A 12,152-nucleotide genomic window follows, 5' to 3' on the forward strand; every position below is an offset into this window, starting at 1 on the left:
CCGCCGGTGCCTCAATCATGGCGACCGGGCTGGAGGATGAGCGAGGCCGGGCACTGGCGGACCGTCTCGGCGAAAATGTTGCCTATGCCCGTCTTGACCTGCGCGATGATGCCGGGATCGAGGCGGCGCTTTCACAATGCGTGGCCCGTTTCGGTCGGCTCGACATCATCGTGAACTGCGCCTGCTCCTATCTCGATGCCGGGCTTGAGACTTCGCGTGAGGACTGGCTGGCCTCGCTCGACGTCAACATCGTCGGCCCGGCGATTCTCACGCAGAAGGCTTTGCCCCATCTGACGAAGCCGGGCGGCGTGATCGTCAATATCGGCAGCATCGGCGGCAAATATGGCAGCCAGGCACGCGGTGCCTATGCTGCCGGCAAGGCTGCTCTCATGCAGTTCACCCGTACGGCCGCGGCGGCGCTCGGCCCCATGGGAATCCGCGCCGTCACCGTGTCGCCGGGATGGACCTGGACGCCCGCATTCGAAACGATCACGGATGGCGACCAGGATCGTGCCGACCGTGCCTGCGCGGAGGTCACGCCGCTGGGCCGCATCGGGCGGATGGAGGAAATCGCGAATGTCGTCGCCTTCGCCTGCTCGGACGAGGCTTCCTGGGTCAATGGCTGCGATCTTGCAGTGGATGGCGGCTATTCTGCCATCGGTCCGGACCAGGGACGCGGCCCCGTTCACTGGTCGAAACGTGCCGGTTCGGGAGCAAAATAAGGGTCATGAGGATATTCTGGCAGAGCTTCATCGATGAGACGGCGAGTCGTCCCTACATGGAACGCCTCCAGGCCTATCTCAATTCGATCGCCGCTCCTGGCACCACGGTCGATGTCTTCGGCATCTCGCCGCCCGATCGAGATTTCGGCCGCCTCAGCGAATTCCGTTGCGCGATCATGGCCGTCGACAACGGCATCGCAGCCGAGGAGAAGGGCTATGACGCCTATGTCATGGGCCATTTTCAGGATCCGGGCCTCTATGAACTGCGCTCCGCCGTCCGCATTCCCGTTATCGGCGTCGGGGAGGCTACGCTGCTTGCCGCCTCGCAGCTTGGCCGGCGTCTCGGACTGGTGACGCTCGACCCGGTCTTCGAGAACTGGCATCGCGAGCAGGCAGACCGCTACGGCATCGGCGGCAGGGTGACTCACGTTACCGGTATGGCCTGCAAGCCGGAAGATTTCAGCGCCGCATTTGCCGGCGACGAGGAAGCACGCCAACGCATGCTTTCCGATTTCGCCGCCTGCGCGGCTCCCCTGGTGCGCGACGGCGCAGACGTCATCGTACCCGCGGGCGTGCTGCCCGGGCTTCTGCTTTGCTCCGAACATGCCTTCAGGATCGAGCACGCGCCGGTCATCAATTGCGCCGCCGTCGGGCTGAAAAGTGCCGAAATGTGGGGTCAGCTTCGCCAGCTCAACGGGCTGGAGCCCAGCCGTGGTCAGAGCTTTGCGCTGGCTCCCGAGCGTGCTCGGGAAGATTTCAAACGGCTGGTCCGCAAAGGACGGGACGGCTGAGCCGCATTACACTGAAAAGGCAGGGCACATGACACCGGAAAAGATTCTCTACGAAGCCGAAGTGAAAGCAACCGGCGGGCGCGACGGGAAGGCGGAAAGCACTGACGGAACATTCTCGGTCAATCTTTCGGTCCCGAAAGGGCTCGGCGGCCCCGGCGGCGAAGGAACCAATCCAGAGCAGCTTTTCGCCGCGGGCTATGCGGCCTGTTTCCTCGGTGCGGTCAAGCTGGTGGCGCGCAACCGCAAGATCCCGGTTCCCGATGAGACATCGGTGACGGCGAAGGTCGGCATCGGGCCAGTCGCGGTCGGTTATGCGCTCGCCGTCGAACTCACGCTTTCCCTGCCGGGCGTGGACCGGACCGTCGGGGAAGAAATCCTCGCCGGCGCGCATGAGCGCTGCCCTTATTCCAATGCCACGCGCGGCAATGTCGATGTGAAGCTGACGCTCGCCTGAACAGCAGGCGTACCGGCAGGTACGGTCTGAATCCTTGGAAAACAAGGCTTTGTGCAGGAGCGTACCGGTGAGTACGCTCCATTCTGGTCATCGCACCGGGATGCCGTGTGCTTCCCTGTCCCAGGTTGCCGCCGTGACGCCACGCTCGCGCAGGACGAATTTCTGCAGCTTGCCGTTTTCGGTCGTCGGCAGGCTTTCCATCACCTCCAGATAACGCGGAATGGCGAAATAGGAGAGCTTCGGCCGGCAAAAGGCGATGAGCTCGGCCTCGTCGATCACGGCTCCGGGGGCGGCGACAAGAGCTGCCATCACCTCGTCCTCGCCCAGTTCGGACCGTACGGGAAAGACGGCCGCGGCGGCGACCGCCGGATGGGCAAGCAGCACCTGCTCGACCTCGAAGGACGATATGTTCTCTCCGCGGCGCCGGATCGCGTCCTTCAGGCGATCGATGAAGCGGAAATCGCCATCCACGTCCTGCACGACGCGGTCGCCGGTATGGAACCAGAGGTTCCGCCAGGCCTCGACCGTCTTTTCCGGCATGCCGAAATAGCCGCTCGCAAAGGCGAAGGGCTCATCGGCGCGCAGCACGAGTTCGCCAGCCTCTCCGTGCGGCAGCTCGTTGTCATCCTCATCGACCACACGGGCATGGAAACCCTGCCGCACGCGTCCCATGGTTCCGGGCTTGCCTTCCGTGCCCCGGGCGACGACAAAATTGGTTTCCGTCGAGCCGTAGCCCTCCACGAGATCGAAGCCGAAGCGCTCGCGGAAGGGCGCGTGGAACTCTGCCGGCACGCCTGGGCCAAGCGCGATCCGCACTGAATGCGCCCGGTCGAGCGGCGTTTCGGGACGCGACAGCAGGATCGGCACCATGGCGCCGAGCAGATAGGTCGCCGTGGCCTTGTTTTCGGCCACCGCCGGCCACAGACCCGAAGCGGAGAAGCGCTTGCCTATGATCACCGTCGAGCCAGTAAGCAGCGCCTGATAGACCGTATTGAGCGCATTAACGTGGAAAAGCGGCAAGGTCGTATAAAGCCGCTCCGCCTGGCCAAGGCCGAGGATGTCGGCGGTGTTCGCCCCCCACCAGAAAAGCTGGGCATGGGGACAACAGACGCCTTTGGACGGTCCCGTCGTGCCGGAAGTGTAGATGATGGCAATCAGATCGCCTGGGCGCAGGGCCGCCGCGTCGATCCTTCCCTCTGCAACAGGCATCGGCACGGCCATGGGCGGAGCCGGCACTGTCTCCCCGATCAGCCAGATCCTCTCGACCGCGAGGGCGCTGAAATCCAGCGTGTCGAGTGCCGGGCAAAGCGCGTCCTCGATGACGAGAAGGCGCGCACCGCAATTGGAAAGGATGTGCTGGAGTTGCATGCCGCGCGAGGATATGTTGATCGGCACGGCGACCGCACCGAGCCAGGCGCAGCCTAAGAACACCTCCAGAAATTCCAAGCGGTTGGAGACCATCAGGGCAACGCGATCCCCGGTTTCGACGCCCGCCACTTTCAGCGCATGTGCCCGTCGCGCAGCGACCGTGACGGCCTCGGCATAGGTCCAGGAACCCTCGTCGAAGGTGACAAGCGTGCGATTGCCGAACCGCTCGGCCTGTCCGACCAGCAATGCCGGCAGGGCGCGCGGCATATCGGCCCAGCGGTTCGGTTCAGTCTGGGTCAAATCCGCCTCCGCCCTTCACAACGACAGGCCGCCAAGACTGCCGCCGCCGCAGACGAAAAGCACCTGCCCCGTCACGAAGCCGGCTTCGGGCTCGGCGAAGAACAGCACCGCCCGCGACACGTCCTCGACCGTACCTAGCCGGCGCACCGGCAACTGGTCGGCAATCTTCTGTTCCCGCTCGGAGCCCTTGGGCACGATGCCCCAGAAATTGTCCGTCAGGATCGGTCCCGGTGCCACGACATTGACCGTGATGCCGTCCGGACCGAGCTCCAGCGCCCAGGTACGTGCCATGCCGTGCACGGCCGCCTTGGTTGCAGAATAGGCCGTACGCGTCGGTACGCCCATGGAGGCCCGCGAAGTGACGAAGACGACGCGGCCGAAGCCCCGCTCCCGCATGCCCGGAACAAGCGCCTGCGTCAGGATCATCGGCGAGGTGACATGCAGGCGGGTAAGCCCGTCGATCTCTTCCGGCTTCACATCCTCGAGAAGGTTCGGCCAGACCAGCCCGGCATTGTGGATGATATGGGTGACCTTGCGGCGTCCGGCGATATCCTTCGCCACAGCCGCGGTTTCGGCCTCGTCAAGAAGATCGACCGGGACCGTCTCGAAACGCTCATGGGTGAAGTCCGGCGCGCGGCGGGAAAGGCCGATGACATGCCAGCCGCGATCGAGCATGCGGCGAGCAAGGTCGAGCCCGATCCCGGAACTCGTTCCCGTGACAACGGCGGTGAAATCCCTGTCGCTCATGTCAGCTCTTCCGTGCCTTGCCGTCTGCCGGCACCAGCGCCAGAACACGCAGCGGGCTGCCCGAGCCGTGCCGTATTTTGAGTGGTGCGGCAAAGATCACGGCGCCGCGCGGCGGCAGGCGGTCAAGGCTGGCCAAGCATTGCAGTCCGTAGCGCCCGTTGCCATGCAGGATGTAGTGGGCCGGATAGGGCGGGCTCAGATGGCTGCCCTGCCCGCTGTCGGTGCCGACCGTCTCCGTGCCGAAACCGATGATGCCGCGCTCCTTCACCAGGAATTCCATGGCGTCGCTGTCCGGGCCAGGCGAATGGGCGCCATCCTCGCGCAAGTTGAGGTATTTCGCCGTGCCGAGATGCTTCGACCAGTCGGTGCGAAAGAGTACCCAGGTCCCGGCTTCGATCCGCCCGTGCCTGGCCTCCCATTCCTCGATATGGGCGCGCGTCAGCAGGAAATCCTCGTCGGCCGCACTTTCCTTCGAGAAATCGAGCACCACCGCCGGGCCGATCAGTTTCTCCGGCGGGATCGAATCCACCGTTCCGTCGGTGAGGTTGCGGCCGGAAATCCAATGCGCCGGGGCATCGAAATGGGTCCCGGCATGCTCGCTCATGGAGATGTTGTTCCAGTACCAGCCCGGTCCACGGCTGTCGTAGCGCGACACCTCCTCGATCCGGAAAGGCTGGCATTGCCCAAATTCCGGCGGCAGGACCATGACCGGGAAATCCGGCGACAGAGTGTGCGTCAGGTCAACGACCTCTACGCCGCCGTCCCGCATGCCGGCGACCAGCGCGCCGAGCAGGTCGGCACCTTTGGCGATTGCCGCATCCGTCATAGGCCAAGCTCCCTTTCCAGCACTTTGGGATCGTCGAGGAAGCGTTCGGCCACATCCTTGGCGACATCGCCCACGAAAGTCTCCTCAATGCCTTCCTCAAGCGCGGTGACGACCGCGCGGGCGATCTGCGAAGGCTGGACCTTCGGCGGCGGAACATGCTGACGCCAGTCGTCCTCCAGCGGTCCCGTAAAGACGCTCAGGACACGCACGCCACCCGGCCTCAGTTCCGCTCGCAGACATTGCAGCAGCGAATGGCGCGCGGCGGCACTTGCCGAATAGAAGCCGAAGGACGGTATGTTGGCGAGCGCATAGACGGGAAGGATATCGACCAATGCGGCAGCCGAATTCGTCCCGTCGGCACCACGGGCGCGCATGCCGGGGCCGAAGGCCTGCGCCAGTCGCTGCAGGCCGAAAACATTGACATCGAACGCGTCGCGGGCCGTCACCACGCTGCCGGGCGCCAGCAGACCGCCGGGGCGCACATAGTCTGCCGTGTTGACCAGAATGTCGGTCTTGCCGCCGATCTCGCCGCAAAGCTCGGTAACGGAGGTGGTGTCCGTGATGTCGAGCGGCATGATCTCGACCTTCGGGATCGCGGCCAGCTCCTTCTCGCCCGGGAACGGCTTCCAGGGCTCGGCAATACCTACAAAGATGATCGAGGCGCCGGCCTTGGAAAGGGCCGCCGCAACGGCCTGACCGACCGCGCTTCTGCCGTCCGTCACCAGTGCCCGCCGATGCTTCGGGCTTGCCGTCAGTTCGCGATATTGCACATCGTCCGCCATATTCTCGGTCTCCTGTGCAGGCAGCGCCATCATCACCGCATTGCCGCTCTTGTCGAGCTTCGCCGTCATGCGCACGCGCGACAGCACCTCCACGTCGCCATGCAGATGCGCCACCACGGACGGGCCGCAGTCGAGCCGCACGGTGCCGACGCGCCAGGGCATGCGCTGGCGGAAATAGAGGTCCGGGGTCGTATGCACCCTGGTCTCTGCGATCACTTCGCCGCCGTCATCGACCGGCCGGAAGCGCAAATTGATTGACAGGCATTTCGGACAGGCATCGCGCGGCGGATAGGCGATCGTTCCGCATAACTCACAATGCTGGAGCGCAAAGACGCCGCGCGCGGCCATGGCCGACAGTTCGAGCGAGGCACGGCTGCGCTGGATCGGCGGCAATTCGGGCGGCCGGGTAACCTTCTGCGGGTCCTTCCTGGGCGGCGGCGCGATGGGAGTGGTCATGCCTGCACCCCCTGGAGAATAGCCGCGCCCGAGCACAGCCCGCGATCATAGTTGATCATACCGAAGCCGGAGGCCAGCGCCGTCCGCGCGCCTGCCACCTGGGCCGAAAGTGATTGCCGTGTCACCTGCCGCAGCACCTCGACCAGGCCGAGATAACCCCCGGCTGCCCCTGCCTGGCCGGCGGATAGCTGGCCGCCGGACGTGTTTTGCGGGAAACTGCCATAGGCGGTGAAGTCATGCGAGCGGACGAAATCCGGCCCCTCGCCCTTCTTGCAGAAGCCGAGATCCTCGAACTGCATCATCACGATGACCGGATAGTCGTCATAGGTCGCCACGACGTCGATATCGTCCGGCGAGACGCCTGCGATCGCGTAGAGTTCATCGACATCCATCGCCCAGCCGCCGCGATACTGGATCGGGTCGTCCGGGAAAGCATTATGACGTTCGATGGCTGACAGGAGATTGGCATAGGGGAGTCCCAGGTCCTGTGCGATATCAACCGTCGTGACCAGGAAGGCCTCCGCCCCCGCACAAGGCATGACACAGTCGAAAAGATGGATCGGATCGGCGATCGGCCGCGCGTTCAGATAGTCCTCCAGCGTCAGCGGCTTCTTCATGATGGCATGGGGATAGGTCAGCGCGTTCTTGCGCTGGGCGACACAGATCTTGCCGAAATCCTCCCGCGTGGCACCATAGGTGCGCATATAGTGGTCCGTCAGCAGCGCGAAGGACCCGTTGGGGCCGCCATAGCCATAGGGATAGCTCGCATCCTGGGCGAAGCGGGAGAAGGACGAGAGCAGCTTACGGAAGGAATCCACCTGGTTCGCATCGCCCCCGACGCAGGCGACGATGGAGGCATCCCCCGCTTCCACGGCGCGCGCCGCCCGACGCAGGGCAACAACGGCGCTCGCCCCGCCCATCGGGATATTGTCGAGCCAGCGCGGCGTGAGTCCCAGATGCTGGGTCAGGCCGACGGCGGTATCCGGAACAAGCGTGAAGCTCGATACCGATAATCCATCGAGGTCGGCCGGCTGGATTCCCGCCCTTTGCGTCAGTTCCGAGAGAGCGCGGGCGATCCACCAATGGGCGCTTTCGATGGAGTAGCGCACATAAGGCACACTCACCGGAACGGCGACGGCGACATCGCGATAGCCACGGTGTGGATTTCCTGGCCGGGGCGCCATTCAAGCCGTCCGTTTCTTGAGGCTGCAAGTATCAATCGCACGGCCTTCGGCGATCGCCGCATCGACCGCGGCGCGCAGCGCTCCGCGCTGTATCTTCTCCGTGGCGGTAAGCGGGATCGCATCGACAAAGGCGACGAAGCCCGGTGCCTTGTAATAGGCAAGCCGCGTCAGGCAATAGCGCACGATATCCTCGGCAAGCACCCGCTCGTCCGACGGTTTCTCTGCGGGAACGATCAAGGCGACGACTTCCTCACCGCGCACGGGATCGGCGACCGGCGCCACAGCCACCTGCCTGACCGACGGGTGACGGGCAAGGGTATTTTCCACCTCGACCGCCGAGATGTTTTCGCCGGAGCGGCGGATGACATTCTTCTTGCGGTCCACGAAATGGAGCTGTCCGTCGCTGTCACGGCTCACCACGTCGCCCGTGTGGAACCAGCCTCCCTCCCAGGCCGTCGCAGTCGCCTCAGGGTCCTTCAGATATTCACGGAAGAACCCACGGCGCGGATCGTCACCCGCTTGCCGCACGAGCAGCTCGCCCGGTTCATCCACCGCCGCCTCGGCTCCGTCGTCGCGGCGGATCGAAACCTCCACTTGCCGTTCCGGGCAGCCGAAGCAGTTCGTGCCGATCTTGCGCGGCTCCTGATTTGCGATGACGACTGCGCCAGCGCCCGTCTCGGTCATCGCCCAAGCTTCCAGAAGCGGAAAGCCGAAGCGCTTCTCGAAGGGTTCGTGAAGCCCGCGGTCGACGCCTGCGCCGAAGCCAAAGCGGACATTGTGGTCGCGGTCGGCAGCGCTCGGCGGAGCCGACATCAGCATGGCCGGCATGACACCCAGATAGTGGATGATCGTGGCGCGGAAATTGCGCACGCTCTCCCACCAGCTTCGCGGATGGAAGCGGTCAAGCACCGCAATGCAGCCGGCTACGGTGACGGTGGCGATGACCGAATAGGCCATGGCATTCATGTGGAAGAGCGGCAACGGTGTCAGCATCCGCTCGGGCGGATCGACATTGATCGCGCACAGGCCGCCGATGGTCGCGTACCACTCGCCGGCGAGCAGGAAATAGGCATTGTCGAGCACGCAACCTTTCGGCTTGCCCGTCGTGCCGGAAGTGTAGAGAAGCGCACACTCGCTGCCGCGCGAAAGGGATGCAGGGGCGTTCGCGGGCCGGGAGACGTCAGGCGGCTCCTGTCCGGGCGTGACCACTTCGAGCGACGAGCCGATCGCTTTGGCCGCCTGCTTCAGGTCACCGGCGCGCGAGGGGATTGCCACCGCCAGCACCATCTCCGAATGGCCGATCAGATATTCGAGCTCGGCGGCGCGAAGATCGGGATTGATCGGGACGACCGAAGCGCCAAGGGCATTGAGAGCGAACCAGTGGAACAGGAAATCCGGCCGGTTCTGGAGCAGAAGGCCGACGCGGTGCCCTGGTCCATAGCCCGCCGCCATATAACGTCCGGTCAGGTTGCGGATGCGACCGAGAGCGTCTCCATACATGATCTCGCCAGCCTCGATGCCGTAAACATCCGCAGTCTCCGGCAAAACGGCCATGAATGGACGCTCGGGAAAGCGCTCCGCGCTCCGCTCGAAACGTTCATATACGGTGCGATCCTCCAGCACCCCTTCCAGAAGCTGCATGTCAGCGCTCACATGAACAGTTGGATATTACCGAAGGGCGCATCGAAATTGACCAGATCGACGCGCTTCAGGACGATCTTGAGCGCCCCGTCCTCGACCCGCAATTCGTGCCGCGCCCAGCCAGAATAGATGTTGAACTCGTCACCTCGCGTTTCGGAATAGTTGAACGCAGTCCAGGTCCGGTAGCGGTTCTCGGCCGGATTGATTTCGTCCACCTGCGGCAGCTGGAGAACGTGATGGGACCGGCTTTTCGGCTTCTGGCTGAAGGTGCGTGCTCCCCCCAGCCGCTCGACACGGATGCGCAGGAGCAGCATGTCCTCATACATCAGCGAAGCCTGCAGCCTGGGGTCTGTCTGCTGCCATTCGGCAGGCATCCAGTAATGGGCGTCCTCGGCATAGAGGGCGAGCCACTCCTCGTAACGCAACTCGTCCAGAAGCCGTGCTTCGCGGTAGACGAAATCGATAAGGTCCCTCTCGGTGATCTCGGTCATTCGGCGGCCTCATGGAATTTGCTGTCGTCGGCATTGCCTTCGGGCATCGACATCAGCATGTATTTGATCCAGGCAGAGAACTGGTTGCGCATCTGCCGCTCGCTGGTGCCGCCGGCGATCGCCGTCACGTCCTCGGGCTCCCCGGGCTCGTAAAGCCGCTGGACATTCACCCATTCATATCCGTTGGCATGCAGGCCGATCTGGGCCCGCTCATACATTTCAAGGTCGTCGTGGCCGACGATGGATGTCGGGGCGTTGATCAGCCGATTGTACATCAGCGTGCGCTCGAAAAGCAGGTCCGGCGCGCCGACCAGCCTGAAAGTGTAGCTCTCCACAAGCGTCTTGTCGGCGGCGATCGGCTTGAAGACACGCAGCGTCTGGATGGGTCCCTTCACCATGATATTCGGGAAGTAGATCGTGTTGTGGCGGTTCTCGCCGAGAATCTCCCTGGCCCGCTCCTCGCCATAGGCTTCGACCATCTTCTCGAAATAGCCGGGCACGGCGGAGTAATCCGCATGGATCGAAGTGGTCACGCCCGTGTGGCCATGGCCATTCGGCCAGACGCGCAGGCCCATCTTGTCGAAGAAATCATAAGGAGCCATGAAAGGCGCGTAGACCTCGACCGCCATCGGCTTCGGGCCGCCCTTAGCCTGCTCCCGCTCCCAGACCGAGATTGCGGTGCCGGCGGAGGATTCATGGGCGACCATCGGATGGCAGGTGTCGGTCTGGTTCTCCACCAGCATCTTCCAGTTGCAGGGATGCATGTAGCGCAGCGGCGCACCTTCCAGCACCAGCTTTCCTTCCGGAGAGCGATCGATCATGTTGTCGATCGACGACAGGCTCTCGCCGAAAAAGGTCTCGAAATCGACGCCTGTCTTTGCCAAGCGCGCGAAGATGAAGTCGCGATAGATATGGGTGGCGCCGACCGGGGAAAGGCCCCTGACGGCTTCCGTCTCCTCCAGTCCCGTGCCATCATAGCCCTTCTTGAGCGGGATCGCGAGCAGCGATCCATTGGTCTTGAACGACCATGCGTGATAGGGGCAGCGAAAGAATTTGCCGGTGTTGCCGCAAGTCTCCGAGGCGATCTTGACGCCCTTGTGAGGGCAGCGGTTGTAGAAAACATGGATCGAGCCGTCCGTATGGCGCGAGGCCATCACCGGCTGGTCGCCAATATCCGTCGTCAGGTAGTCGCCGGGATTCGGGATCTGACTGGCATGGCCGACATAGACCCAGGTATTGGCAAAGAGATGGCGCATCTCCAACCGGAAGATCTCGGGATCCGTGTAGACGTCACGATGGACGCGCTCCGGCTGAATGAGCGCCTTGAGTGCCGCTATATTATTGGCGTATCGGGGCATCGCAATGAACCTCCTTCATCCTGAATTGCCTCTGTGCTTCACACAGGCAATCTTCTCCGCCTAAAGATCGAGTACGAGCCGGGGCGACTTCGCCCTCGACACGCAGATCTGCATCACCTTGTTCGAAGCTTTTTCCTCATCCGTCAGCACCACGTCGCGATGCTCTGGAATGCCGTCCAGGACTTCGGTCTGGCAGATTCCGCAATCGCCGCGCCGGCAGTCATAGACCACGTCGAGGCCTGCTTCTTCCAATGCGTCGATAATCGACTGGCCTGGTGCGACTGTCACCACCTGACCGGTCGATTTCACCTCCACATCGAAAGGCACGTCTCCGCCTGCGGGTGCCGGCGTCGCCGTGAAAAGCTCGAAATGAAGCCGCTCGGCCGGCCGACCGGCAAGGGCCCAGGCCGTCTTCACCGCTTCGATCATGCCGGCAGGGCCGCAGACATAGACATGGCCATCACCGGCGAGCGGAGCGATCAGTTCGCCAAAATCAGGACGGCCGGGCGGCGTGTCGTCATAATGCAGATGCAGGCAGCCGCTGCAGATCTCCTTCAACGGCCCCGTAAAGGCGAGCTCGCCTTGGGCGCGGCCAAGATAATGGAAACTGAAGTCACGACCCGCCTTTGCAAGTTCCGCAGCCATGGAAAAGATCGGGGTGATCCCGACGCCGCCCGCAAGCAGAAGCACCTCGCCTTCGTCCTCCGCCAACTCGAACTGATTGATCGGCTGTGAGGCAGTGACCTGGTCGCCGACCTTCAGGCCATGGATATATTGCGAGCCGCCGGCGCTGTTTTCCTCCAGAAGCACGCCCAGCACATAATGCTGTCCTGTGCGCCATTGCGGCAGGTCGACCAGCGAATAAGGGCGATCGCCGCCCGCCGGCAGCTTGACGCGGATATGCGAGCCCGGCGTCCATTTCGGCAGAGGCATGTCGCCGGCACCTTCAAGGACAACGCGACGTATGCGCGGCGTCTCTTCTACGATCTCGCAGACTTTGAAACTAAGATCCTTCAACACACTCTCCAGGAT

General features: G+C 63.5%; 12 protein-coding genes. 3 read left to right on the forward strand and 9 right to left on the reverse strand.

Features of this window, described 5'->3' with window-relative positions; translation table 11 throughout:
• The 3 genes from L598_RS05745 to L598_RS05755 form a co-directional block, all read left to right on the forward strand.
• On the forward strand, nucleotides 1–722 hold a 722-nt coding region (locus L598_RS05745; RefSeq protein ID WP_144861053.1), incomplete at its 5' end, for an SDR family oxidoreductase.
• A 5-nt stretch (nucleotides 723–727) separates the two neighbouring features.
• Complete coding sequence (locus L598_RS05750) at nucleotides 728–1,513, forward strand: aspartate/glutamate racemase family protein (RefSeq protein ID WP_144861012.1); 786 nt, start codon at nucleotides 728–730, stop codon at nucleotides 1,511–1,513.
• A gap of 28 nt (nucleotides 1,514–1,541) precedes the next feature.
• Complete coding sequence (locus L598_RS05755; RefSeq protein WP_144861013.1) at nucleotides 1,542–1,967, forward strand: organic hydroperoxide resistance protein; 426 nt, start codon at nucleotides 1,542–1,544, stop codon at nucleotides 1,965–1,967.
• A gap of 87 nt (nucleotides 1,968–2,054) precedes the next feature.
• On the opposite strand, the gene L598_RS05760 is transcribed toward L598_RS05755, so the two are convergent.
• The 9 genes from L598_RS05760 to L598_RS05800 are packed head-to-tail and all read right to left on the reverse strand — an operon-like array spanning nucleotide 2,055 to nucleotide 12,137.
• The gene (locus L598_RS05760) at nucleotides 2,055–3,635 is read right to left on the reverse strand and encodes an ATP-dependent acyl-CoA ligase (protein ID WP_246658642.1); all 1,581 of its coding nucleotides are present in this window, start codon (nucleotides 3,633–3,635) and stop codon (nucleotides 2,055–2,057) included.
• A gap of 15 nt (nucleotides 3,636–3,650) precedes the next feature.
• On the reverse strand, nucleotides 3,651–4,382 hold the full coding sequence (locus tag L598_RS05765) for an SDR family oxidoreductase (RefSeq protein ID WP_144861014.1): 732 nt from the start codon (nucleotides 4,380–4,382) through the stop codon (nucleotides 3,651–3,653).
• Between the two features lies 1 nt (nucleotide 4,383).
• A complete protein-coding gene (locus tag L598_RS05770) occupies nucleotides 4,384–5,208 on the reverse strand; it encodes a cyclase family protein (RefSeq protein WP_144861015.1) in 825 nt (274 codons plus the stop codon).
• Nucleotides 5,205–6,446, reverse strand: a complete 1,242-nt coding sequence (locus tag L598_RS05775; RefSeq protein ID WP_144861016.1) for an SDR family NAD(P)-dependent oxidoreductase — start codon at nucleotides 6,444–6,446, stop codon at nucleotides 5,205–5,207. Before L598_RS05775 ends, L598_RS05770 begins: the two co-directional genes overlap by 4 nt.
• A complete protein-coding gene (locus L598_RS05780) occupies nucleotides 6,443–7,630 on the reverse strand; it encodes a thiolase family protein (RefSeq protein ID WP_144861017.1) in 1,188 nt (395 codons plus the stop codon). Before L598_RS05780 ends, L598_RS05775 begins: the two co-directional genes overlap by 4 nt.
• Nucleotides 7,631–9,271 carry an AMP-binding protein gene (locus L598_RS05785; protein WP_144861018.1) on the reverse strand — a complete coding sequence of 547 codons (1,641 nt, stop codon included), beginning with the start codon at nucleotides 9,269–9,271 and terminating at the stop codon, nucleotides 7,631–7,633.
• A gap of 8 nt (nucleotides 9,272–9,279) precedes the next feature.
• Nucleotides 9,280–9,762 (reverse strand): aromatic-ring-hydroxylating dioxygenase subunit beta, encoded by a 483-nt coding sequence (locus tag L598_RS05790; RefSeq protein ID WP_144861019.1) that lies wholly within the window; start codon nucleotides 9,760–9,762, stop codon nucleotides 9,280–9,282.
• Entirely contained in the window at nucleotides 9,759–11,120 is a 1,362-nt protein-coding gene (locus L598_RS05795; RefSeq protein WP_144861020.1) for an aromatic ring-hydroxylating dioxygenase subunit alpha, read from the reverse strand. Before L598_RS05795 ends, L598_RS05790 begins: the two co-directional genes overlap by 4 nt.
• Before the next feature lie 60 nt (nucleotides 11,121–11,180).
• Nucleotides 11,181–12,137 carry a PDR/VanB family oxidoreductase gene (locus tag L598_RS05800; RefSeq protein WP_246658643.1) on the reverse strand — a complete coding sequence of 319 codons (957 nt, stop codon included), beginning with the start codon at nucleotides 12,135–12,137 and terminating at the stop codon, nucleotides 11,181–11,183.
• Nucleotides 12,138–12,152: the final 15 nt, after the last annotated feature.

It is taken from the genome of Mesorhizobium sp. J18 (genome assembly GCF_007829525.1).
Classification (GTDB): domain Bacteria; phylum Pseudomonadota; class Alphaproteobacteria; order Rhizobiales; family Rhizobiaceae; genus VLJP01.

Excerpts from the sequence above, each read along its gene's own strand:
- L598_RS05750 (WP_144861012.1), top strand. The coding sequence starts at position 728 with ATGAGGATATTCTGGCAGAGCTTCATCGATGAGACGGCGAGTCGTCCC.
- L598_RS05755 (WP_144861013.1), top strand. The coding sequence starts at position 1,542 with ATGACACCGGAAAAGATTCTCTACGAAGCCGAAGTGAAAGCAACCGGC.
- L598_RS05780 (WP_144861017.1), bottom strand. The coding sequence starts at position 7,630 with ATGGCGCCCCGGCCAGGAAATCCACACCGTGGCTATCGCGATGTCGCC.
- L598_RS05785 (WP_144861018.1), bottom strand. The coding sequence starts at position 9,271 with ATGCAGCTTCTGGAAGGGGTGCTGGAGGATCGCACCGTATATGAACGT.
- L598_RS05790 (WP_144861019.1), bottom strand. The coding sequence starts at position 9,762 with ATGACCGAGATCACCGAGAGGGACCTTATCGATTTCGTCTACCGCGAA.
- L598_RS05775 (WP_144861016.1), bottom strand. The coding sequence starts at position 6,446 with ATGACCACTCCCATCGCGCCGCCGCCCAGGAAGGACCCGCAGAAGGTT.
- L598_RS05795 (WP_144861020.1), bottom strand. The coding sequence starts at position 11,120 with ATGCCCCGATACGCCAATAATATAGCGGCACTCAAGGCGCTCATTCAG.
- L598_RS05765 (WP_144861014.1), bottom strand. The coding sequence starts at position 4,382 with ATGAGCGACAGGGATTTCACCGCCGTTGTCACGGGAACGAGTTCCGGG.
- L598_RS05770 (WP_144861015.1), bottom strand. The coding sequence starts at position 5,208 with ATGACGGATGCGGCAATCGCCAAAGGTGCCGACCTGCTCGGCGCGCTG.